Genomic DNA, 21,732 nt, shown 5'->3' with positions numbered 1-21,732 from the left:
AGTCCGGTAATAGGTTGAAGCTGCGATCGGTAAAATCCTACAAATCGCATCAACACCATATAAGTCTTTATTGTTATGGATGAAATCCACCATTATTTGTGTGGGCGGTCGAGCTCCGCCTGGGCGAAAAAAGCGGCTGCTTTACGTAGAATTTCATTGGCACGCTTTAATTCTTTAATTTCACGTTCCATTTGCTTCATTTTTTCTTGATCAGATATCTGTTGTACTTTAATAGGATTTTGCTGATCTAAATGCTTTTGATGCCAGGCACGAAGTGTTTCAGGAGTACAACCAATCTTAGGCGCAATTGCTGTGATTGCAGCCCAAGTAGAAGGATAATCTTTTTCAGATTCAATCAATAATTGAACCGCTCTTTCTCTGATTTCAGGGGTATATTTTAATTTTGTCATCGGGACACTACGCTTCACTACGTCTTGCGAAGCAATGCTTCTCATCTCAGAATATTGACGCTCCGACAAACCCGGTACGGTTCAGCCTTCTGCATGACCACACCATAGCGATTCAGATATGGAACCGTCAGACTTCCACCACCAATACCAAAGATTGCTGATGCAACCCCAATCACACTACCTGCAGCAACTTGTTGACCTGATGAGGGTAACGTTTTCGTTGGGTCAATTGCTTTTTTGGCACCTGTAAACATCGTATATGCGACCCAAATCAGAAATAAGCCAACAATGATTTGTAGATGTAATCCTGATATCAAACCAGCAAAACCTGCCCCAAAAAAACAACCAATCGCCATAGGTGGCGCTAGATTTTTAAAAACAGGCCAAATCACAGCACCAGTTTTATGATGCGCCATCAATGAGCTAATCGAGGTTACAACAATGGTTGCCAAAGATGTGCCTAATGCGAGGTGCATAACCACATCGGGGTCATAGCCCATTTGGGTAAAGACAATAAAAAGCAGTGGTACAATAATCGTACCACCGCCGACACCAAACAGCCCTGCTGCAAAACCAGCAAAAGCGCCGATGACTAAAAAGGTTATAAGTTCCACAATAAACTAACTTTAAAAAGATAAAAGAATTAAGGCATTGAGTTAAGCGTGTTCCAACTGACCCACTTGATGATAAGCACGGTTAAAATACACCAGACTTTCTTCTTGATCGCTTTGTTGAACTTTAAGAACACGACACATGAAAACACTGTGTGTACCGACTTGCTGAATATCTTGAATCTCACAGTCAAAACTGACCAAGGCATCTTTCAAAATAGGTGAACCAGTTTCCATAGTACTCCAATCACCGAGTTTGAAACGATCTTCTGAGCTGAATTTACTTGAAGCAAAAGCATTTGAAAGCTGTTCATGCTGAGTACTTAGTACGTTTACAGCCAAGACTTTATTTTCAACAAAATGGGCATGTGAACGGGAGGATTGATTCATACAGACTAATAACATTGGCGGTGTATCCGTCACGCTACATACGGCAGATGCAGTAAATCCATGCATACCTGTTTCACCCGAAGTCGTAATAACATTCACTGCTGTGGTGAGTAAAGACATTGCATTTCTAAAGTCTGTTGCTTCAATCATCTCTTTCATCTCAAATGTACATATCACGTGCTCGTGCATAAAGCTGGACAAATGACCTTGCGATGATTTGTTCTGCTTCGCACGAGACTACGTTTGATTAAGCTTCTAGCTCTTTACGAACAATGGCAGCACCTGCGCTTAAAGCTTCAAGTTTGCCACTTGCCACTTGGCGAGATAGCGGTGTCATACCACAGTTAGTTGAAGGATACAGTTTATCTGCATCAACAAATTGCAATGCTTTGCGTAGCGTATTTGCTACTTCCTCTGCAGTTTCCACTTGAGTGGTTGCCACATCAATTGCACCCACCATCACTTTCTTACCACGGATCAATTCGATTAAATCCATTGGTACACGTGAGTTTTGGCATTCAAGTGAAATAATATCGAGCTTAGATTGTTGTAGTTTCGGGAATGACTCTTCGTATTGACGCCATTCATTACCTAAAGTTTGTTTCCAATCCGTATTTGCCTTGATACCGTAGCCATAGCAAATATGCACAGCGGTTTCACATTTGAGTCCTTCAAGCGCACGCTCTAAGGTCGGAATACCCCAATCATTTACTTCATCAAAGAACACATTAAATGCAGGCTCATCAAACTGAATAATGTCGACACCTACTGCTTCAAGCTCTAACGCTTCTTGATTCAGAATTTTGGCAAATTCCCAAGCCAATTTTTCACGGCTCTTGTAGTGACCATCGTAAAGTGTATCAATCATGGTCATCGGACCAGGAAGCGCCCATTTAATTTGTTGATTGGTTTGGCTGCGCAAGAATTTCGCATCGTCTACAAACACGGCTTTTTTACGAGAAACATCACCCACAACAGAAGGTACACTCGCATCATAACGATTACGAATACGCATCGTTTCACGCTTTTCGAAATCCACACCTTCAAGATGCTCAATAAAGGTGGTCACGAAATGCTGACGGGTTTGCTCGCCATCACTCACGATATCGATACCCGCAGTGACTTGCTCATGTAATGATAATTTCAAAGCATCACGTTTAGCTTCTAATAATTCTTCGCCTTCAAGCTTCCATGCAGACCATAATTTTTCAGGTTCAGCTAACCAAGACGGTTTTGGCAAGCTACCCGCAGTTGAAGTTGGGAGTAAAAGTTTCGGTTGTGTAAGCGCCATGTCTAATCTTCTTTGTCTAAATTCGTAAATCTGTTTATCAATTTAATGGATTAAGCAGCTGTTTCGATTTCGAAATTTGCAGCCCATTCATTTAAAATGTCTTGATAAGGCTTAATGAAGTTTTCTTCCGTCCATTTACCTTGTTTAACTGCAAGCTCACCACGTTCCACACGGTCATAGACCACACGTGTAAGTGAATAATCGCCATAGCTTAGACTTGGTTGATACACCACACCTGCAGGAGAGTTGGTGTTGTAAATTTCAGGACGATAGATCCGTTGGAAACTTTCCATGGTCGCAATAGCACTGATCAATTCAAAATCAGTATAATCACGGACTAAATCGCCAGCGAAATAGAATGCTAATGGTGCATTACCACCTTCTGGTTTAAAGTAGCGTACACGTAAACCCATTTTGGCAAAATATTCATCGGTACGTGAATATTCATCATTTTTGTATTCCACACCCAAAATAGGATGTACGTTGGCTGTACGGAAATACGTTTTAGAGGTTGAAACGCTTAAGCAAATGACAGGTTGTTTTTTAAATTCTGCTTTAAATACATCTGAATTGACTAAATGTTGATAAAGCTTGCCATGTAGATTGCCAAAATCTTCAGGTTTTTCACCTACACCACAACCCAATTGTGGCAATACCACACTGAAGTCGTAATCACGCACATAAGATGAGAAGCTATTGCCGATCATGCCTTCAATATGCTCACCTGTTTGATGGTCAATCACAACACTTTTAAGTGTTTCAATAAATGGGAAAGTTTGACCATTACCTTCAATATCAATTTCCGCAGAAATAATGTCAATCTCAAGTGAATAGCGATCACCTTTCGGGTTATCAACGGTTGCCAAGCTATTAAAACGGTTGTTGATCATCGCAAGGGTACGACGCAAGTTTTCTTCACGGCTTTCCCCACGTGCCAAATTGGCAAAATTTGTGGTTAAACGTGTGCTTTCTGCTGGCGTGTAGTTTTCATCAAAACGGATACGTTTAATTGAACACTCAAATGCTGTACTCATGGAGATTGCCACCTAAAAATTTTATAAAAAGCTAAATTTCTGAATGGCTGTATTTAAACGTGAATAAGAAAGTGAGTAAAACGATATAAATTCAGCTCAAGATGAGAAATACTCATCTTAATAAATTAAAGATTCTGAGGATTTTTAGTTATTCAGTAAGTTAAGCGGCTATCTAAAATCTTTATCTGAAATTGATAATGTTTTTTGCAACTCTACCAAAGATAATAAATCTCCAACTATCAAGTATGTGTAAATAACATAAAGATCAGCTTCTTGCCTAGAAGTAATAATATCATGAGAACCTTTCTGAGCAGCTTTGAAAATAGCATCTAACCGCTCGCCCAAATATTTCATCTGTGAACCAACGATTTCCTCAAATCTTTTAGAGTCTGACTGCTCATCAACATATGCAATAATTCGATTTATATAATTATCCACACCTAATTTAATAATTTTAGTTTCACCATTGTCTAAATTAATAGTCTTATCCTCTCTAGCAGGATAAATCACATCAGCAGTATCTTGTAATATTCGCCTACAACTATGAACAGCATTTGACCAATCCTCTGAATTTTCGGACGTTAAATTCTCATAAACAGATGCAAATTTTTGTGCTGATAATGGTACTAAATCTCCAATTTTTCCGTCTACAAACTTTCTTGTTCTAGAAAAAATATCTGACGTAATTTTTGAATATTTTAGCTCATAATATTTATTAGACACGTATTCGCATACAAAAGCTTGTCGTTTAGTTAGAAATTGAGAGTTCGTGCTAATACCATCTCTTAAACTCTTTCTTTCTAAAAAATTACTAGTGCCACCTGATGAAACAAATTGATTCGGATTAGCTGAACTTATTGAAACATTAGGATCATGTGCAATTTTTAGACTGTCCTTCATTGCTTCCAATTCAATCTCCATCGCTCCGATTGACCCTAACTTAGCTTTCTCTACGGTTTTTCCTTCTCCAGCTTTTTTACATAAGTCCCATATATCGGGTGTTAAACCATTTGGGCTTGAAGGATAACCACTACTTTCAAAGATAAAAATTCTTTGGTAATCGAATTCATTTAGCAATCTTGCCAATCTACTCGCCTTTAATGCGCAATTAGATAAAGAAGAGGTACTTAACTCAATATTACTAATAATTTCTTCACTTAATTTTAAAGCTTCATTCAATGACTCTTGATTAACTTGCAATGTTCTGCTTCCAAAGCATTATTGTAGTTATTCTCTTATATACTTTAGTTCTTATTAAATTTCAATTAGTGAATTTCTTTCATCTTAACCTTAGAAAATATCAGTATATCAAATCCTTACTATCTAATTAAATCGTTAAAATATAGGGTTTAGATTTAAACCCATATAACTATGTCAAACAAACTTGAACGTCAGAAATTGACTCTCCCAGCAGGTCACGACAAGCTTCTGCTTCACTCCTGCTGTGCACCATGCTCGGGTGAAGTGATGGAAACCCTAATTGAATCAGGCATCGACTTTTCGATCTTTTTTTATAATCCCAATATTCACCCTGTCAAGGAATATGAAATCCGTAAGGAAGAAAATATTCGCTTTGCAGAAAAACATAATATTCCTTTTATTGACTGTGATTACGATACAGACAATTGGTTTGCACGTGCCAAAGGCATGGAAAATGAGCCAGAGAAAGGTATTCGCTGTACCATGTGTTTTGATATGCGCTTTGAACGCACTGCCCTTTATGCAGCTGAAAATGGCTTCAGCCTAATTAGTAGCTCATTGGGTATCTCTCGTTGGAAAGATATGAAGCAGATCAATGATTGTGGGCATCGTTCTGCTTCACATTATGAAGGTATCACCTATTGGGACTACAACTGGCGTAAAAATGGTGGTGCTGTTCGTATGCTTGAAATCAGCAAGAAGGAAGAATTCTACCAACAAGAATATTGTGGCTGTGTATACTCCTTACGTGATACCAACCGTTGGCGTATGAGCCAAGGTCGTGATCGCATCAAATTGGGCGTGAAATTTTATTCGAATGCCATGGATGATGAAAGCTAAGCTTCAGTCGCCAGATACCAATTTTTCCAGGAACTGGTTCCACGGACTTCAATGGGTACAGTTGGAATCAGTTTTTCTTTTAGAACGTCAGTCTGTCCCACGGCTTTGGCAAGTCGGGCTTTCACAGAATGAATGCATTCACGATCTCCAAACTCACAGCGATCCAATGTCGTACCACCACAAGGACCATTCGCCAATCCTTTGGGACAAGTTTCAGGGCAAATATATAAAGTATCTCCTAACCTACATTGACCACAACTTTCACAACCTACGATCCCTTGCTTAGAGATAAATTCAGTTTTTAACAATGCTTTTGCTGCAGGCGCATTTTCCCAGAATGAGGCTTTAAAAATAAAATGCCCCATACCTTTGGCAATTTTGGACTCAAATAGAGCCTTGTGCATGAAATGCAATTGCTGATATTTAATAAGCTGGCTAGAGGATAGTTGGCGGGAATAATAAGCTAATTCTGGCACGAGTTCATTTTTAGTCTTCACTTGCCACAGTGCATTCCAGAGTGCTTCGAGTTCCTGTAAACCATAATGTCGATATTGTTCAATATATTTTTCTAAAAGCTTTTGCTCTTCAGGCTTATGGCATGCTGAAAGATGCACACCTGCAAAACTCAAATATTTACACATCAATATTTGTATAGCACAACGTTTATAAGCATTCTCAGTTCGTCCATCCTGTTCTTCCTGAGCCAACACTCGTAACATGTGTGGTGTAATCACAATTCCTGCGACCTTATGTTTCACCATAAAATTGGCACGTGACAAACTAAGTGGCATAACACAAGCAAGTATATTTTGTGGGTATCGATGACGATTTAAAAAAGCCTTGGCTTGTTTTAAAGCCTCCATATCGTAACCCAACTGGGTAACGATAAAGTCTGCTCCTGCTTTAATCTTTTTGTGAAGTTTTAAATATTGTGCATCACGTTCAGCTTCAGCATAGTTAAAGGGATTAAAAGCTACACCAATGTGAAATCCACCATAACACTTTGCGGCCATGACCGCATTTACAGACTCTAAATATCGTGTGCGATTCGTTCCATCTTGACCATTTGTATGCCCTTTTAACTTATCACCTGTGAGAAGCAGTAAATTTTTCTGTCCCGAAGCTTGAGTTGATTTTAAGAAGGTCTCAAAATCAGTAATATCCCGACCTTTCCCTGAATAATGGATGATTTTTTCCATTGATGAAGGAAATGTCTTCGCACATTCAAGTGGTGCCAAATCACTATCGGCATGCACTCGATCTGCCAAAGTGATCGCACATGGAAATTCTGCTAAAGACATTGGTACAGCAATGCCTTTAGCAGAACTTAAATATTCCAACAAAATACAAAACTGATTGTGCTTAAAATGGGAAGCAAGCTGTGACATAAAATAAAGTTCAAATAAAAATGATTGAAGCAGGTCGCTATTATATTCGACCTAACAGAATCAGCCCGATTAATCTTAATCAGGCTGATATAGAAAATTTTAGTCAACAATTATGCAATGAATCTATTCACTACATTCAATCAGGCAACTTTCTCATGAGATTCTCGCTCTAATGTGAAATGAAATGCCTATTCTTCAAGAATATTTTGATACGGCTTAATGAAGTTCTCTTCTGTCCATTTACCTTGCTTAAGATTCAATTGAACACGTTCAACACCGTCATAAATTTTACGAGTTAAGAGAAATCATCATTGTGAACAGACTATTTCTATAAGTTGATTCATCACAACATGTAATTTATAGCCATAGAACCGGCCCATTGAGCTTTTACCACGAGATGCAATTTTAGATAATGATTTATGGCGGTGAATAGGTTTGTGCAACAAAGCCTATTCTAATTAAAACTTGGATTTCATAACCATTAATTTACAGTACAACTATCAATAAAATCGCCCCACCATTGCATCATTTCCATACGCTGATTAAAATATTCTGCATGATTATAACTTGCACGGGTTTTATTTTTATCAGTATGAGATAGCTGTGCTTCAATCCAATTTGATTGAAATAAACCGGATTCATTTAATATGGTACTAAATGTCGATCGTAACCCATGAGAAGTTAATTCATTTTTAGTATATCCCATTTTTCTGATAATCAAGTTCAGGGTATTAAAATGAATAGGTTTATTATTATTTCGGGGGCTAGAAAACACATATTTCTCGCCATGAGACCAAACGAGTGCTGATTTCACAACTTCAAGTGCTTGATCAGATAGTGGAACAAAAAAATCAGGGATATCATGACCTAAAATAACCTTTCTTCTATATTGTTTAATATGTAAGGCTGGTATTTTCCATATTTTTTTATCTAGATCGAAGTGATATGGTTCACAAAGCAATAATTCTCCACCACGGACGCCTGTATATAATTTAAATAACAGGGCTTTTTTAATAATAGGATCTGTATTAATCTGATTTAATTTAGCTAAGAAATTAGATAGTTCATCTGAATTCAAATGAGGATAGTTTTTCTTAATCTTATTGTTGACTAATATTTTATGAAGTCCATGTGCAATATTATATTCACAATACCCCATCGCTACCGCATAATCATAAATCTGATTTAAATAACTATAGGCTTTCTTTACAGGTTCTTTTACATTTCTAGATTCTATCTTTTTAATAATCTTAACTAGATCATATCTTTTAATTTCAATAAATGGCATTAGTCCAATATTTGGATAAACATCCTGATCTAAACATTTTTTTGCGAGCTGAATTACACCGCATCGTGGTTCATCTTCAAAGGAATTTTTAATTTTAAATTCTAACCACTCTTCACAAATATCCTGAAAAGTTTTGATGTATTTTTTATGCAGTGGTTTATTTTCATAATTATTAAATTTATATTCATCCCGGACTGATCTGGCCTCTTTCAAGGACATTACAGGATATTCACCCAACTTCATGCGAGGACGTTTATTTGTCCCTGCAAGTGAATAGCGGTAACTCCAAGATTTACGTCCGTTTGGTTCTACCTTCAAACTTAAGCCGTCATCATCTGCCAGAAAATAGATTTTTTCCTTTGATTTAGCTTGACGTACCTTAATTTCAGTAAGACTCATGAATTTTTAACCTAACCACAAATGGCACTGCTCAATTGAATTATAGCAAATTTAAGCGATATTCATATGATGCGTATCATACGCATCACATATTTCTATAAGTAATTGTTAAATAAAATTTATATTTAGATTGGCTAGTCCTTAGTAACCAATTAATTAACCATTAATTTTGCAAGTCTTAAATTGGCATTTGAAGTGTAACCCCATGTTATGACTATTCACATTTCTGCTCTATGATTCATGGTTACTTATTAGTTATATTATTATGTCAGGAGCGATACAAGAATTAGGGTAACCTTATGGAAATAGCGAATACGAAATTACTAGCTGGCGCTTTGATAGCCCTAACTTTAACTATAGTTAGCCCTGTCGTACTTGCAAATGATAACAATGATATACGAAAGACTATTGTAGTTAAGTTTGCTAAAAAAGCTTACTCTGCAAATTATTACGGAAGGATAGATGGATACAAGTATGATTCCTACAAATTTTATGCTAAAAAAGGGCAAAAGTTAAAAGTGAAGTTGACTGGAGGAAATGTTGAAGCTTACTTATGGGGTAATCAATTAAAAGACTCCATCAATCTTGGAGAATATTCTCCAGAGCTTGATGATAAGGGTATTTATATTTTACCTGCTTCAGGTGAGTATGAAATTAGAGTATTACAACCTAGATCACAGGCAAGAAAAGATAAAAAACCTCAATACTGGATGAGTATTAACATTAAATAAAGACTTGCTAGATTTTTTTAAGCTTTTATACCAGGGTTCAAAAACTATTGCCAGTTAAACGGGGCGTGATTTTTACGTATATGTTTTTATATTAGTAAAAATGATATAGATACGTAATTCATAGAGATCGTTTCAATTTAGCAATCTCTAAATACATCTTGTAACTGGCATGTTGAATCCGTTCATTTGAGGGGGCGTATTGCTTCTGGACTTCATCTAAGAAAGGAGTTTCTTCACATAATTCAAAGTACCTTTCCATCGGTGTTTTACCTTGCAAAGCTGAATGTGGTCTCATCCAGTTACAGTAATGCTGCCATTCTGCCAGTTTGCTCTGAATTTCCTCTGAATCGATATCTACAGTAGCGTAGAACTCAGATTTATCAGTCTTTTGTGAGCGCTACCTTGCCATTCAGATGAGGTGAACCCGGTTTATTCGACCTAAATTTGATCCCATACTGCATCATTTTTTCTGTATTTTTTCAACAAAGAATTCTCGTTCACGATCGGTCTGTATTCGCTGTATGGGAAAAGGTATTTATTCAATTACACAGTTAAAAAGTCGAGTATTCGCAGCTGTTCGGCGTTTATATATCCTTAAAACGCGATATCGTGTGCAGTCATCGATAGATGTGTACTGATATAGTCCAGGACCCAGTTTACAGGTATCCATTTGAATTCTATCGCCTGGTAATGAACGTTCATGACAAATGTAATCTATTTTACGACGGAATTTTTTAATCGGTTTGACTTAATGGGTGGATAGTACTTTATGGATAGTCGCCAAGGACAACGAGACTCCGTGCAGCTCATTAATTCTGTTTGCAAACGTCGAACACCCAGATTTCTAGCCGAGCGCATTTCCAATATTAAAGCTTCTAGCTCAGCATTGATTTTAGTATTTGGCGATTTTAAGGGACATTTACTATGACTACTTAATCCATCAATACCTTGTTCAGAATATCGTTTCCACCACTTGCGTAAAGTTGGTCTAGAAATGCCACATCTCCGACAAACCAGGCCAGCATTATTGGTCTCTTCAAATAATTTAACCCATACGAGTCTTTGTTGAATTTCTCTGTTCATAGACACCCATTATATTGAAGTGATGTCTATGAATCACACAGATTATCATAAGGCTTTTGAAACTGTCGCACCTCATGTTTGAATTCACCCATTAACAGAGTGCGAATTAGTCCTTGATCATGTTTGACCACATTTCAAGGAATAGTGTCCAACTTTCGGTATGCAGATTATGGTGTGGGGTTCTCTTAAAGTTTAAACCTTATTATTTTACTTCAGTAATGCTGATTGGCTGGTCTTTTACAAATTCAACAACCCCTTCACCACGTTTAAAGTGAATTGAAACTCCATTATTATTAGCTAAACGAATACCACTACCAGCAACTGTTTGCTTTAAACGATATACCATGCCTGAGTTATCAGTCATTAAAGCAGTTTCAAAGTTATCCGATGATTTCAGAAAAATTAATAAACCATTCGGACCAGAAAATTTAAGGACCTGCGTATCAGCTGAAGTATTGCTTGTAGCCTTATCTTGTAAAGTTTCAGTCTTTGGACTCGAAGTACACCCAGTCATTGCTAAAACTAACAAAGTTAAACTTAAAAAATATTTCATTTAACTACCTTTTTCATCTGTAAATCATAGGTGTATTTATACTAATTGTTATAATTTAACAATAAAACAAATATTACTTTTTTTTACATAAAAAAGCCATAAATCGCATTTTGAACCTTACCGGATTTATCGGAGATTTTTTTATTTAAGTTAGGCCACCTGACTTAACGGGTTAATCTTATCATAGTACATTGCTTCAAACTCAAAAGGCGATACATAACCCAGTGCACTGTGTACATGCTTTTTATTAAACCAATCTACCCAATTTAATGTCGCAAGTTGTACATCTGCTAAACTTTGCCAATCTGCTTTTAAATATTCAATCACCTCTGTTTTGTATAAGCCATTCACTGTTTCAGCCAAAGCATTATCGTATGAATCACCAGTTGTACCGACTGACGCTCGTAAATTTGCTGCTTCTAGACGATTGGTATAGCGAATGGAAAGATATTGCACACCTCTATCGGAATGATGAATTACATTCTTTGGCATACCTCGATCATGCAAAGCTTGTTCTAATGCATCAAGCACCATATCTGTATTCATACGTGTTGATACTTTCCATCCAACAATTGCTCGTGAAAACACATCAATAATAAAGGCGGTATAGACCCAGCCTGAATTTGTTTGAATATACGTAAAGTCACTCACCTGAGATACCGTCTTGGTAGTCAATCAATAATTGAACCGCTCTATCTCTGATTTCAGGGGTATATTTTACTTTTTTCATCGGAACACTACGCTTCGCTACGTCGTGCGAAGCAATGCTTCTCATCTCAGGAAAGTTGGTCTCCAACAAACCCGGTACGGTTCAGTAAATTAGATAGATTGGTTCAATATAAAGCATGTACATAGCTGCATTCGTTTATTTACCCTGTTTTGGATATTGACCCATGTAAATGATGAGATTAAGCCATTAAATAAAGTAGCCCAACTTGAATAAAAAGCCTCTGACAAACCTCACAGGGTTGAAGTGCTGCCTTTCATTCAAAATTTCAGGCAGCACATTTATACATTTAAGCGTCGGTTTAAGCTGGTAGTTTACTCGCCAAAACATCTACTTTTTCAATAGACGGTGGCTCTGAAAATAGCTCTTCGGCCTGAGCCATCAACGCAGCTGCAACCTTGCCAGATAAATGTGCTTGGCGACCCGCCTCATCAGGAAATGCATCAAAAATACCAAATGTTGTAGGTCCAAGACGTAAGCCAAACCACGCAACTGTCGCAGGTTCTTCCATTACAATAGGTAAACCGGCTTTAAGGAAAGCTTCCACTTCGTCTTCTTTACCCGGTTTAGCTTCAAGACGGACATATAAAGCTGTTTTAAGCATGACTAAAACTCCACAATTGATTAGAATTCAAACTGATTCTGTCATTGCTAATGTATGCATGTCAGAAAGTTTTGTTGTATAAAAGTTAAAAAACATCCCATAGCTGAGCCAAAATTTAGGTTTTTATTTCGACATAATGCTATGAATTTATTCAAGTTAATATCATTAACATTTGAATCAAAAAATCAAGATATGAGATGATTAAATTCAATCTTAGTTATATAAGGATCAATTGACTCTACCTTAGATTTATAAGCTGACCTCTTCATCTGGAAGTTATATTGCTCAAGAAGCATTCAAGAACAACATGCACATCTTCATATCTATGAAAGTTATTTAGCTAGGAATTTGCTGTGAAACTCTATATGTTTCTCTATAAAGCTCGCAATGAAGTAATAGCTATGGTCATACCCTTCTCTTAGGTTAAGTGTAAGAGGATATTCTTGTTCCAAACAAATATCACTAAGAAGCTTAGGTCTTAACTGTTCTTCAAGAAAATCATCAGCTGTTCCCTGATCGACTAAAATAGGTAAATGAACTTCATCGTTTTTGATTAATTCAATCGCATCATAGCTTTTCCATAAAGTTTCGGTTTCACCTAGGTAGTGTGTAAAAGCCTTTTTCCCCCAAGGTACTTGGCTAGGTGCAACAATTGGTGCAAAAGCAGAAATACTTTTATACAGCTCAGGGTTTTTTAAACCAATTACTAATGCACCATGACCACCCATGCTATGCCACATAATGCTTTGGACTTGGTTGGTCGGAAAATTCAGGTCAATCAGATTTCTGAGCTCTTCCACAATATAATCATACATTTTGAAATGCTGTGACCAGGGTGCTTGTGTTGCATTCACATAGAATCCTGCGCCTTGGCCTAAATCATAATCTGCATGATCTGGTACATCCTCTCCACGTGGGCTGGTATCTGGTGCAACAATAATGACTTTATGTTCAGCCGCATACTTTTGTGCTCCGGCTTTAGTAATAAAGTTCTGTTCGTTGCAAGTCAGTCCTGATAACCAATAAAAACTGGCAACTTCTCATCTTTGTCATGAGGTGGCAGATATATTGAGAATTTCATTGAACAGTTTAATGCTATTGACTGATGGCGATACACTTCTTGCGATCCACCAAAAGAAGCATGTTTCTCAATTATTTCCATAATCAATTACCTATGTTGAGCAAGACTTCATGAGAAATCGAGTAAACAAAGAGTCTGACATTCTCCACAGAGAATACTGATAAAGATTTAAAATGTAGGCAGGTTTGTTGAACCTATACCTGATGGATACATAGATAGATCTGTTTTACAGATGATGTGCCGTTTTAGAGGATTCCATGCATGTCAATCATGATTCACATGCATGGAAAAGTATAAGGTCTGACGGAATTATTCGTAATGAATTACAGTACGAATTGACTTACCTTCATGCATTAGATCAAAGGCTTCATTGATCTGATCCAAGCCCATGGTGTGTGTCACAAATGGTTCTAATTGAATTTTACCTTTCATGGCATCTTCAACCATTCCTGGAAGTTGCGTACGACCTTTTACCCCACCAAAGGCAGAACCTAACCATCTACGACCAGTAACCAGTTGGAATGGACGGGTAGAGATTTCTTGACCTGCGCCAGCTACACCAATAATTACGGATTGTCCCCAGCCACGGTGTGCACTTTCAAGGGCTGCACGCATCACATTCACGTTACCAATACACTCAAATGAATGATCTACACCCCAGCCAGTCATTTCGACAATGACTTGCTGGATTGGTTTATCGTAATCTTTAGGGTTCAAGAAGTCCGTTGCACCAAACTCTTTTGCCAGCGCAAATTTATCTGGATTCATGTCAACCACAATAATACGTCCTGCTTTAGCTTGACGTGCGGCTTGTACGACTGCCAAACCAATACCACCTAAACCAAAGACCGCAACACTATCACCTTCTTGTACTTTAGCCGTGTTGTGTACTGCACCGATACCTGTTGTTACACCACAACCCAGTAAGCAGACATGTTCGTGATTGGCTTCAGGATTGATTTTAGCCAATGATACTTCTGCCACTACAGTGTATTCACTGAACGTTGAGCAGCCCATATAGTGGTAAATCGGTTGACCATTGTAGGAAAAACGAGTGGTACCATCTGGCATTACGCCTCTACCTTGAGTTTCGCGAACGGAAATACACAAGTTCGATTTTCCAGATTTACAGAATACGCACTCGCCACATTCAGCAGTGTAAAGTGGAATTACATGATCACCTGGTTTGACGCTAGTCACGCCTTCACCAACCTCAACTACAACACCAGCACCTTCATGCCCGAGAATAGCCGGAAAAACACCTTCAGGATCATCGCCAGACAAAGTAAATGCATCTGTATGACACACACCGGTATGGGAGATCTTGATTAATACTTCACCTTTCTTCGGTGGTGCAACATCAACTTCAACAATTTGAAGAGGTTGACCAGGACCAAACGCAACAGCAGCACGTGACTTCATGGAATAACTCCTTATACATATCTATTTTAAATATGATTTTAGAATCTTGGCGATTTCAGCCAGTTCTTCTTTTCGTTGTTGTTCTGTGGTTTCACCTGATACTAAAGTGTCCTTTAAATGAACCTCCAACATTTCATTCATTAAACCATTAATAGCACCACGCACAGAGCATATTTGTTGCAGAATTGCACCACATTCCACATTATCTTCTAACGCTTTTTCAATCGCTTGCGTCTGACCTTTGATCTTTCTGACGCGTAGAAGAATCTTTTTTTTGTCGTCAACCTGATTAGGCATCAGACCTCCTTATTTGCTAGCATTTATACTATAGTACCCCATAGTATAAAAAAAGCAATATTTTTTATAAATCGAAAATCAAAAAGATCTTTAGCGAAAATTTTCTATCCCTGTTTTTAGTTTTTTTTAAATTAACATCATAGAGCTTATGCGAAAGTCACAAAAAAATGGGGCTTTTAGCTCCCATTTTTTATTTTGGCTCATGTTCTTTGTAATGCTGTGACCTTTTAGAATTATGTTTCAAATTTTAGCCACTTTGTAGATATTTTGAACGTTTCAAGCCTTGAAAATACTACCGACAGTTTAGATTAAACTGCCTTTACAGACTGTACTAGAATATTTTTAGTGAGCAGATGATATTTATTATTCATTATTTAGGAATTATCAAATCCTATAAATATCATTTATTGGATTAATTTACTTTGGTACTGTGCATATCATCCCCCAGTTAAGAATAAGGAACAACTATGAATAAGATGATGAATGCTCTTATCCTAGAAAATTTTGGTGATCATGAATTTAAACGTGTAGAACTGCCTATACCTCAACCAGAGGCTGGGCAAGTTCTAGTACGTATTCATGCTAGTGGTGTAAACCCTATTGATTATAAAATTCGTCTTGGTGAAGCACCATATGCTATGCCAGAGCTTCCTGCCGTGTTGGGAACAGATATGGCTGGGGTTGTAACTGCTGTTGGTGAAGGTGTCACCCACTTCAACGTTGGAGATGAAGTTTACGGTCTGATTGGTGGCGTTCGTGGTCTTCAAGGATCTTTAGCAGAATATGTTGTAGCAGATGCCGATCTGATTGCATTAAAGCCACGGAATATCTCTATGCGCGAGGCAGCAGTACTACCATTGACGTTCCTCACCGCTTGGGAAGGTTTAGTGGATAACGCGAAGGTCCAACCAGGGCAAACTGTACTGGTTCAGGGTGGTGCTGGTGGCGTTGGTTATATGGTTGTTCAGCTTGCAAAATCACTTGATGCAAATGTTTGGGCGACTGGTCGTACAGCTGATCAACCACTGATTTCAGAACTCGGTGCAACACCTCTCGATTACACAACAGCATCTTCCGATGACATTATTGCTGCAAGCCCTGAGGGTCAAGGTTTTAACATTGTTTACGACACTGTGGGTGGTCCAGTACTCGAAGCTTCACTTTCCATGACAACTCACTATGGCCACATTACCAGCTGTGCTGCATTTGGTAATCATAATTTAGCGAGTTCATCTCTACGGTGTGCCACAGTGTCTGGCGTATTCGTCCTAATGCCGATGTTAACAGGCAATCGCCGTGCTCATCATGGTGATATCCTTAAGATCGCGACTCGTCTTGTTGAGGAAGGTAAACTGCGTCCTCTTGTTGATCCTCGTCATTTTACTCTAGACCAAGCGATTGAGGCTCATGATGCTGTTCAAGATCGCTCTGCCAATATTAAGGTCGTGATTGATGTCATTTAACGCACTTCAGGCCAAGACTTGGCGCTTCAATAGTATTGGAGATACAGATGTTCTGACATTAGAAACACTTCCTGTTGCTTTACCAGCAGCAGGAGAAGTTCTAATCCAGATGAAAACGATCGGACTCAACCGGGCTGATGTAATGTTTCGGCGTGGTACTTATATTCAAAAAGCAGTATTCCCTTCTCGTCTGGGATATGAGGGAGCAGGCATAGTTCTGGCAATAGGTGAAGGTGTACGCCAATTTTCTCCAGGAGATGCAGTATCGATTCTTCCGACTGACAATCTAGCCAAATATGGGACATATGCGGACAAACTTCTGATTCCAGAAACTTTTTTAGTTCACAAACCCGATAGTTTAAGCTGGGAAGAAGCTTCTTCAATCTGGATGCAGTATTTGACGGCTTGGGGTGGTGTAATCCATGCTGGTGGACTTTCGAAAGGAAAAACGATCTTGATCACAGCAGCTTCAAGTAGCGTAGGACTAGCTGCGATACAGATAGCTGAAGCAGCGGGTGCTAAGGTCATTGCAAGTACACAGACGGTAGAGAAAAAGCAACGTTTACTGGATCTCGGTGTTAAAAATGTTATAGCCAGTGAAGATGAACCAGATTTGTATGAGGCGCTTGTTTCACGTTTGGGTGGAGAATATCTTGATGTCGCCTTCGATGCTGTAGGAGGGCCACATATTGAACAGATTGCAAAAGCGATGTCTGTGGGAGGAACTATGGTTATGCATGGTGCACTTAGCCCGGAGATCACACCATTTCCGCTTAAAGTTGCATTACGCAAGAGCTTAACCATGCGAGGTTTTTTGTTCCTTGAGGTTGTGCATGACCCTGTTCTAAGGGAGCAAGCCAGACGATTTATTCTTAGCAGTATAGGTGCAGGATATCTTCGTCCAGTGATCGACTGTTGCTTTAACTTTGAGGACATGCATGACGCTCAGCGCTATCTTGAATCAAATCAGCAAATAGGAAAAATTGTAGTTACTCTAAATACATGATGGTCTTATCTGATTTCTACTTTCTAGAAAAAAGGTTAGTTCCATCTGATTCAGGTTTCTATATGGCCCAACACTTCCGCTAAGTAATCAAACAATGCTCGGATTCGCAAAGGTGTCGGGCCCCGCTGTGGACGATATAAATACAGGCGCCAAACGGGAGAGGTTTCCTCATGAAGTATCTGAATGAGCTTACCACTCCTAAGCCACGGCAAAACTAGAAATCCAGGCATGTGTCCGAATCCAACCCCAGCGAGAATAGCTTGAAATTCAGCTTCTAGATCATCTGTAATAAAACGGGGCTTTGATGGCGTGAAGCTTCGACTTTCGGTGAATGTCCATGGCCAGTAACGCCCTGTTTTATGATCGAATAGTGCTGTTAGAGGGTATTTATCAAGGTCAATAATTTTTTTGGGCATTCCAACCTTATCAATTAACTCTGGCGTACCCACAGAATAAAAGTTCACTTTCGCCAATTCCCTTGCTACATATCGATTGTCCGGCAAAAATCCAAATCTGATCCCAATATCTATCCGCTCATCGATCACATCCGAGTGTGAATCTGTTAGCACACAATCCACGACAATATCTGGATAACGTGTGGCAAATTCTGCTAGTGCAGGTACTACCAATTTACGCCCTAACACAGACGACACAGTAAGACGGACGGTCCCACGCATTTCATCTCGTTTTTCCTTGGTGTCTTTTACAAGCAGAGCATCAATGGATCCCACCGCAAAATGTGCTTGCTTTGCCAGACGCTCACCATCAGCGGTAATTTTAATTTGTCGAGTACTCCTGTAAAACAGAATCTCTCCGCGCTGCTCTTCTAGCTCTTTTATTGCCCGTGTCACTACCTGCGGGGAAATACCCAGCTGAGTTGCTGCCTCTTTAAAATTTCGAGACTCTGCTGCGACACAAAAGATACGCATCATTTCCAATTTGTTCTGCATGTCCAATCCTGTGTTATGGTAATTATTCCGTAAATAGGAATTCTGAAAGATAATATTATTCATTTATTATACCTAACAAGGCTGTAATACTTAATCCATCAAATATGATTGACAGATAAGTTGAAGGTTACTTGTATGAATAATATAGAAAATAAAGTTATTGTTATCACAGGTGCAAGTAGTGGTTTAGGTGAAGCTACTGCTCGCTTACTTGCTAAAAAAGGTGCAAAGGTTGTACTTGGTGCTAGACGTACTGAAAAATTACAGGCTACTGTTCACGACATTCGTGCTGAAGGTGGTCAAGCTGAATTTATTGGTATGGATATAACCAAACCACATGAAGTACAAGCACTTATTGAAAAGGCATTAAGCGCATTTGGTCAAATCGATGTATTGGTAAACAATGCTGGATTAATGTCTATTGCACCATTAAGTGAGCTAAAAGTTGATGAATGGGATCGTATGATCGACATTAATATTAAAGGTGTTCTTTATGGTATAGCAGCTACACTGCCTGTTTTCCAAAAACAAAACTTTGGACACTTTATTAATCTCGCATCTGTTGCAGGGTTAAAAGTATTTAGTCCAGGAGGTACTGTTTATAGCGGTACTAAGTTTGCTGTAAGAGCCATCTCTGAAGGCCTTCGTCATGAAGTTGGGGGAACAATTAGAACGACTACTATTGAGCCTGGTGCAATTGAGTCAGAACTAAAATTCGGTTCTTCTCATAAAGAAAGTTCAGAGTTTGTTACTGATTTCTACAAACAAGCTATACCAGCTGACTCAGTCGCTCGAGCAATTGCTTATGCAATTGAACAGCCTGCGGATGTAGATATTAATGAAATTGTTTTACGCCCAACGAGCCAAGAGTTTTAATAATTGAATAACAAAAAATGGGAGCACCTCGCTCCCATTTTTACTATATTTTTAAAGTTAAGGACAAATCTATGAAAGCCGTATCGTATGTTATAAATAACCATGATGATTTTAAAAATTCATTGGTAGATATTGAAAAAGCGAAGCCTACGCTTAAGGAGCGAGATGTACTGGTAAAAGTTCAGGCAATCTCTGTGAATCCAGTTGATACCAAAGTGAGAAAAAATTCGTCTGAAGCAAATAATCGTATTTTAGGTTGGGATGCCGTTGGGGAAATTATTGAAGTTGGCTCAAAAGTTACCTCGTTTAAAGTAGGAGATTCTGTTTGGTATGCTGGCGATTTAACCCGAGATGGTAGTAATGCTGAGTTTCAAGCAGTCGATGAACGAATTATCAGTCTTAAACCCATTACAGTATCTAATGCAGAAGCAGCAGCATTGCCATTAACTGCAATAACGGCATGGGAAATGCTGTTTGATCGGTTTCAAATTTCAGAAACAGAAGTTGGCAGTATTTTAATTATTGGTGGTGCAGGCGGTGTAGGATCAATCGCTATCCAACTCCTAAAAGCAAAAACAAATCTGACCGTTATAGCAACAGCTTCACGTGAAGAAACGAAATCTTGGGTGGAATCACTTGGTGCCGACCATGTCATTGATCATAGCAAAGATTTAAATGCACAAATCGAGACACTAGGCATTGAAAAACCAAAGTATGTATTCTCTACAAATCATACAGAAACATATATCAAGCAAATAGTTTCTCTGATTGCACCACAAGGCAAGCTTGGATTGATCGATGATCCACAAACATTTGATATTATGCCGTTTAAGACTAAATCTATTTCTATCCATTGGGAGTTGATGTTCACCCGTTCAATGTATGAAACCGATGATATTGAAAAGCAAGGTGATCTATTGCAACAGGTTGCCCAATTAGTTGACCAGCAAAAAATTAGAAGTACTCTCAACCAAAATCTAGAAAAAATTAACGCTGCAAACTTGGAGAAGGCGCATAAGTTGCTTGAATCAGGTAAGTCAAAAGGCAAAATTGTACTAGAAAACTTCTAAAACAAATTAAAGGTGAAATAATGACTATTTCAGTAATTGCGAACTTTAAGGCAAAATCAGATCAAAAAGAGAGGTTAGAAGCGCTTTTACAAAGTGTAATAGAGCCTACGCTTCAAGAAGAAGGATGCTTGAAATATGAGCTTTATATTAGCGAAAATGACTCGAGTAGATATTTCTTCTTAGAAGAATGGCGTAGCAGGGAGGATTTAGATATCCATATAGCGTCTGATTATATTCAAAGTTTATTTGGTAATATCCAATCGCTAATTGAATCAAGTGATATTGTAGAAATCAAAAAAATATAGCTGTATTCGGACGTTATGATGAAGTATTCTTCAAATTAACATAGGGACTTAGAAAGCTAACAAAAAATGGGAGCTATAAGCTCCTATTTTTTAAGATTTTTTAATTTTTTAGTAGTAACTTAGGCTTCAGCAAATTATGCCCCTGAGGGGAGCCACCAATACCCTGCATTTTGACAACAATGTCATCGTTTAGAGGCAGCAAATTTACGAGCATCAGTCGGTACGACTGGTGATTCATATGATATTGCTTTGGCTGAAACGGTGAATGGCTTATACAAAACAGAGGTGATTGAATATTTAAAAGCAGATTGGCAAGGTTTAGCAGATGTACAACTTGCGACATTAAATTGGGTAGATTGGTTCAACAAAAAGCGTGTACACGGTGCACTGGGTTATGTATCGCCTTTTGATTTTGAAGCAATGTACTATGATAAGATTAACCCGTTAGGTCAGGTGGCCTAACTTCAATAAAAAGTCTCCGACAAACCCGGTACGGTTCACACGTTATAACCGGGATTGCTTCGGTGAGCTAATCCAGATTGATGGCTCATATCATGACTGGTTCGAAGGACGCGCTGCTAAGTGCGGCACTGTTGCAAAGTTAGCGATGAGGCAGCCTTTTGTCTTATTCAAAGGCCTTACATTTCAAAAACTCTGCTTACCAGGCGCATTTCGCCCAGGGGATCACCATAATAAAATGCTGAGGCCTGGCC

Annotated in this window: 18 protein-coding genes, 9 pseudogenes and 1 other annotated feature; of the genes and pseudogenes, 8 read left to right on the top strand and 19 right to left on the bottom strand. The window is 38.4% G+C overall.

The genetic code is table 11. The features are described from left to right. The 6 genes and pseudogenes from FTV42_RS13905 to FTV42_RS13880 all read right to left on the bottom strand — a co-directional run. A pseudogene (locus FTV42_RS13905) lies at positions 1–410 on the bottom strand (transposase); the annotation flags it as partial. Beyond that, positions 19–135: a sequence feature (AL1L pseudoknot), on the bottom strand. It overlaps the preceding pseudogene by 117 nt. Positions 411–493: 83 nt before the next feature. Next, positions 494–1,024, bottom strand: a pseudogene (locus tag FTV42_RS13900) (sulfite exporter TauE/SafE family protein); the annotation flags it as partial. Positions 1,025–1,066: 42 nt separating this feature from the next. Further along, positions 1,067–1,561 (bottom strand): flavin reductase family protein, encoded by a 495-nt coding sequence (locus tag FTV42_RS13895; protein WP_004647846.1) that lies wholly within the window; start codon positions 1,559–1,561, stop codon positions 1,067–1,069. A gap of 97 nt (positions 1,562–1,658) precedes the next feature. Next, entirely contained in the window at positions 1,659–2,702 is a 1,044-nt protein-coding gene (locus FTV42_RS13890) for a methionine synthase (protein WP_180039080.1), read from the bottom strand. A gap of 50 nt (positions 2,703–2,752) precedes the next feature. Further along, on the bottom strand, positions 2,753–3,736 hold the full coding sequence (locus FTV42_RS13885) for a putative oxygenase MesX (RefSeq protein ID WP_180039079.1): 984 nt from the start codon (positions 3,734–3,736) through the stop codon (positions 2,753–2,755). 168 nt (positions 3,737–3,904) lie between these two features. Then, positions 3,905–4,936, bottom strand: a complete 1,032-nt coding sequence (locus FTV42_RS13880; RefSeq protein WP_180039078.1) for a hypothetical protein — start codon at positions 4,934–4,936, stop codon at positions 3,905–3,907. A gap of 171 nt (positions 4,937–5,107) precedes the next feature. On the opposite strand from FTV42_RS13880, the gene FTV42_RS13875 reads away from it, so the two are divergent. After that, on the top strand, positions 5,108–5,776 hold the full coding sequence (locus FTV42_RS13875) for an epoxyqueuosine reductase QueH (protein WP_004647714.1): 669 nt from the start codon (positions 5,108–5,110) through the stop codon (positions 5,774–5,776). On the opposite strand, the gene FTV42_RS13870 is transcribed toward FTV42_RS13875, so the two are convergent. From FTV42_RS13870 to FTV42_RS13855, 4 genes and pseudogenes are all read right to left on the bottom strand, one after another. Continuing rightward, the gene (locus FTV42_RS13870) at positions 5,773–7,164 is read right to left on the bottom strand and encodes a methylenetetrahydrofolate reductase C-terminal domain-containing protein (RefSeq protein ID WP_180039077.1); all 1,392 of its coding nucleotides are present in this window, start codon (positions 7,162–7,164) and stop codon (positions 5,773–5,775) included. The two genes, FTV42_RS13875 and FTV42_RS13870, sit on opposite strands and share 4 nt — an antisense overlap. A gap of 188 nt (positions 7,165–7,352) precedes the next feature. Continuing rightward, positions 7,353–7,469 (bottom strand): annotated as a pseudogene (locus FTV42_RS13865) (putative oxygenase MesX); the annotation flags it as partial. Positions 7,470–7,478: 9 nt separating this feature from the next. Continuing rightward, a pseudogene (locus FTV42_RS13860) lies at positions 7,479–7,595 on the bottom strand (transposase); the annotation flags it as partial. Positions 7,596–7,645: 50 nt separating this feature from the next. Then, positions 7,646–8,851, bottom strand: coding sequence for an integrase arm-type DNA-binding domain-containing protein (locus FTV42_RS13855; RefSeq protein WP_180039076.1), 1,206 nt, complete (start codon positions 8,849–8,851; stop codon positions 7,646–7,648). A gap of 299 nt (positions 8,852–9,150) precedes the next feature. On the opposite strand from FTV42_RS13855, the gene FTV42_RS13850 reads away from it, so the two are divergent. After that, positions 9,151–9,582: a PPC domain-containing protein gene (locus FTV42_RS13850; RefSeq protein ID WP_180039075.1), complete on the top strand. Its 432-nt coding sequence runs from the start codon at positions 9,151–9,153 to the stop codon at positions 9,580–9,582. A gap of 118 nt (positions 9,583–9,700) precedes the next feature. Here the strand turns inward: FTV42_RS13850 and FTV42_RS13845 are convergent. From FTV42_RS13845 to FTV42_RS13815, 7 genes and pseudogenes are all read right to left on the bottom strand, one after another. Next, positions 9,701–10,665: pseudogene (locus FTV42_RS13845) on the bottom strand (IS481 family transposase). Between the two features lie 202 nt (positions 10,666–10,867). Further along, entirely contained in the window at positions 10,868–11,218 is a 351-nt protein-coding gene (locus FTV42_RS13840; protein ID WP_004281821.1) for a hypothetical protein, read from the bottom strand. A gap of 150 nt (positions 11,219–11,368) precedes the next feature. Next, positions 11,369–11,869: pseudogene (locus tag FTV42_RS13835) on the bottom strand (IS3 family transposase); the annotation flags it as partial. 377 nt (positions 11,870–12,246) lie between these two features. Continuing rightward, positions 12,247–12,549 (bottom strand): putative quinol monooxygenase, encoded by a 303-nt coding sequence (locus tag FTV42_RS13830; protein ID WP_000920558.1) that lies wholly within the window; start codon positions 12,547–12,549, stop codon positions 12,247–12,249. A 332-nt stretch (positions 12,550–12,881) separates the two neighbouring features. Continuing rightward, positions 12,882–13,711: pseudogene (gene fghA, locus FTV42_RS13825) on the bottom strand (S-formylglutathione hydrolase). 228 nt (positions 13,712–13,939) lie between these two features. Continuing rightward, positions 13,940–15,052: an S-(hydroxymethyl)glutathione dehydrogenase/class III alcohol dehydrogenase gene (locus tag FTV42_RS13820; RefSeq protein ID WP_005105874.1), complete on the bottom strand. Its 1,113-nt coding sequence runs from the start codon at positions 15,050–15,052 to the stop codon at positions 13,940–13,942. A gap of 21 nt (positions 15,053–15,073) precedes the next feature. Further along, a complete protein-coding gene (locus tag FTV42_RS13815) occupies positions 15,074–15,349 on the bottom strand; it encodes a metal/formaldehyde-sensitive transcriptional repressor (protein ID WP_005105873.1) in 276 nt (91 codons plus the stop codon). A gap of 467 nt (positions 15,350–15,816) precedes the next feature. On the opposite strand from FTV42_RS13815, the gene FTV42_RS13810 reads away from it, so the two are divergent. Together FTV42_RS13810 and FTV42_RS13805 are read left to right on the top strand one after the other, a co-directional pair. Then, on the top strand, positions 15,817–16,812 hold the full coding sequence (locus tag FTV42_RS13810) for a zinc-dependent alcohol dehydrogenase family protein (protein ID WP_004647735.1): 996 nt from the start codon (positions 15,817–15,819) through the stop codon (positions 16,810–16,812). Then, entirely contained in the window at positions 16,802–17,818 is a 1,017-nt protein-coding gene (locus FTV42_RS13805) for a zinc-dependent alcohol dehydrogenase family protein (RefSeq protein ID WP_180039074.1), read from the top strand. The genes FTV42_RS13810 and FTV42_RS13805 overlap by 11 nt, the downstream gene beginning before the upstream one ends. Positions 17,819–17,868: 50 nt before the next feature. On the opposite strand, the gene FTV42_RS13800 is transcribed toward FTV42_RS13805, so the two are convergent. After that, positions 17,869–18,768 carry a LysR family transcriptional regulator gene (locus FTV42_RS13800; RefSeq protein WP_180039073.1) on the bottom strand — a complete coding sequence of 300 codons (900 nt, stop codon included), beginning with the start codon at positions 18,766–18,768 and terminating at the stop codon, positions 17,869–17,871. A 135-nt stretch (positions 18,769–18,903) separates the two neighbouring features. Between FTV42_RS13800 and FTV42_RS13795 the strand changes: the two genes are divergently transcribed. The 4 genes and pseudogenes from FTV42_RS13795 to FTV42_RS13780 all read left to right on the top strand — a co-directional run. Beyond that, positions 18,904–19,644 (top strand): SDR family oxidoreductase, encoded by a 741-nt coding sequence (locus tag FTV42_RS13795; protein WP_180039072.1) that lies wholly within the window; start codon positions 18,904–18,906, stop codon positions 19,642–19,644. 71 nt (positions 19,645–19,715) lie between these two features. After that, positions 19,716–20,714 carry a zinc-binding alcohol dehydrogenase family protein gene (locus tag FTV42_RS13790; protein WP_180039071.1) on the top strand — a complete coding sequence of 333 codons (999 nt, stop codon included), beginning with the start codon at positions 19,716–19,718 and terminating at the stop codon, positions 20,712–20,714. Between the two features lie 20 nt (positions 20,715–20,734). Beyond that, on the top strand, positions 20,735–21,019 hold the full coding sequence (locus FTV42_RS13785) for a putative quinol monooxygenase (RefSeq protein ID WP_005206902.1): 285 nt from the start codon (positions 20,735–20,737) through the stop codon (positions 21,017–21,019). Between the two features lie 183 nt (positions 21,020–21,202). Further along, positions 21,203–21,481: pseudogene (locus FTV42_RS13780) on the top strand (integrase core domain-containing protein); the annotation flags it as partial. A gap of 176 nt (positions 21,482–21,657) precedes the next feature. On the opposite strand, the pseudogene FTV42_RS13775 reads toward FTV42_RS13780, so the two are convergent. Then, positions 21,658–21,732, bottom strand: a pseudogene (locus FTV42_RS13775) (IS6 family transposase); the annotation flags it as partial.

The sequence above is a fragment of the Acinetobacter sp. YH16052 genome (genome assembly GCF_013417155.1).
Classification (GTDB): domain Bacteria; phylum Pseudomonadota; class Gammaproteobacteria; order Pseudomonadales; family Moraxellaceae; genus Acinetobacter.
The sequence above is the reverse complement of the archived record's forward strand: the minus strand, read 5'-3'. Positions and strand labels throughout refer to the sequence as shown.

What these genes read in the sequence shown, in the direction of transcription:
- FTV42_RS13895 (WP_004647846.1), bottom strand. Translation starts at nt 1,561, where the DNA reads ATGATTGAAGCAACAGACTTTAGAAATGCAATGTCTTTACTCACCACA.
- FTV42_RS13890 (WP_180039080.1), bottom strand. Translation starts at nt 2,702, where the DNA reads ATGGCGCTTACACAACCGAAACTTTTACTCCCAACTTCAACTGCGGGT.
- FTV42_RS13885 (WP_180039079.1), bottom strand. Translation starts at nt 3,736, where the DNA reads ATGAGTACAGCATTTGAGTGTTCAATTAAACGTATCCGTTTTGATGAA.
- FTV42_RS13875 (WP_004647714.1), top strand. Translation starts at nt 5,108, where the DNA reads ATGTCAAACAAACTTGAACGTCAGAAATTGACTCTCCCAGCAGGTCAC.
- FTV42_RS13870 (WP_180039077.1), bottom strand. Translation starts at nt 7,164, where the DNA reads ATGTCACAGCTTGCTTCCCATTTTAAGCACAATCAGTTTTGTATTTTG.
- FTV42_RS13855 (WP_180039076.1), bottom strand. Translation starts at nt 8,851, where the DNA reads ATGAGTCTTACTGAAATTAAGGTACGTCAAGCTAAATCAAAGGAAAAA.
- FTV42_RS13850 (WP_180039075.1), top strand. Translation starts at nt 9,151, where the DNA reads ATGGAAATAGCGAATACGAAATTACTAGCTGGCGCTTTGATAGCCCTA.
- FTV42_RS13840 (WP_004281821.1), bottom strand. Translation starts at nt 11,218, where the DNA reads ATGAAATATTTTTTAAGTTTAACTTTGTTAGTTTTAGCAATGACTGGG.
- FTV42_RS13830 (WP_000920558.1), bottom strand. Translation starts at nt 12,549, where the DNA reads ATGCTTAAAACAGCTTTATATGTCCGTCTTGAAGCTAAACCGGGTAAA.
- FTV42_RS13820 (WP_005105874.1), bottom strand. Translation starts at nt 15,052, where the DNA reads ATGAAGTCACGTGCTGCTGTTGCGTTTGGTCCTGGTCAACCTCTTCAA.
- FTV42_RS13815 (WP_005105873.1), bottom strand. Translation starts at nt 15,349, where the DNA reads ATGCCTAATCAGGTTGACGACAAAAAAAAGATTCTTCTACGCGTCAGA.
- FTV42_RS13810 (WP_004647735.1), top strand. Translation starts at nt 15,817, where the DNA reads ATGAATAAGATGATGAATGCTCTTATCCTAGAAAATTTTGGTGATCAT.
- FTV42_RS13805 (WP_180039074.1), top strand. Translation starts at nt 16,802, where the DNA reads ATGTCATTTAACGCACTTCAGGCCAAGACTTGGCGCTTCAATAGTATT.
- FTV42_RS13800 (WP_180039073.1), bottom strand. Translation starts at nt 18,768, where the DNA reads ATGCAGAACAAATTGGAAATGATGCGTATCTTTTGTGTCGCAGCAGAG.
- FTV42_RS13795 (WP_180039072.1), top strand. Translation starts at nt 18,904, where the DNA reads ATGAATAATATAGAAAATAAAGTTATTGTTATCACAGGTGCAAGTAGT.
- FTV42_RS13790 (WP_180039071.1), top strand. Translation starts at nt 19,716, where the DNA reads ATGAAAGCCGTATCGTATGTTATAAATAACCATGATGATTTTAAAAAT.
- FTV42_RS13785 (WP_005206902.1), top strand. Translation starts at nt 20,735, where the DNA reads ATGACTATTTCAGTAATTGCGAACTTTAAGGCAAAATCAGATCAAAAA.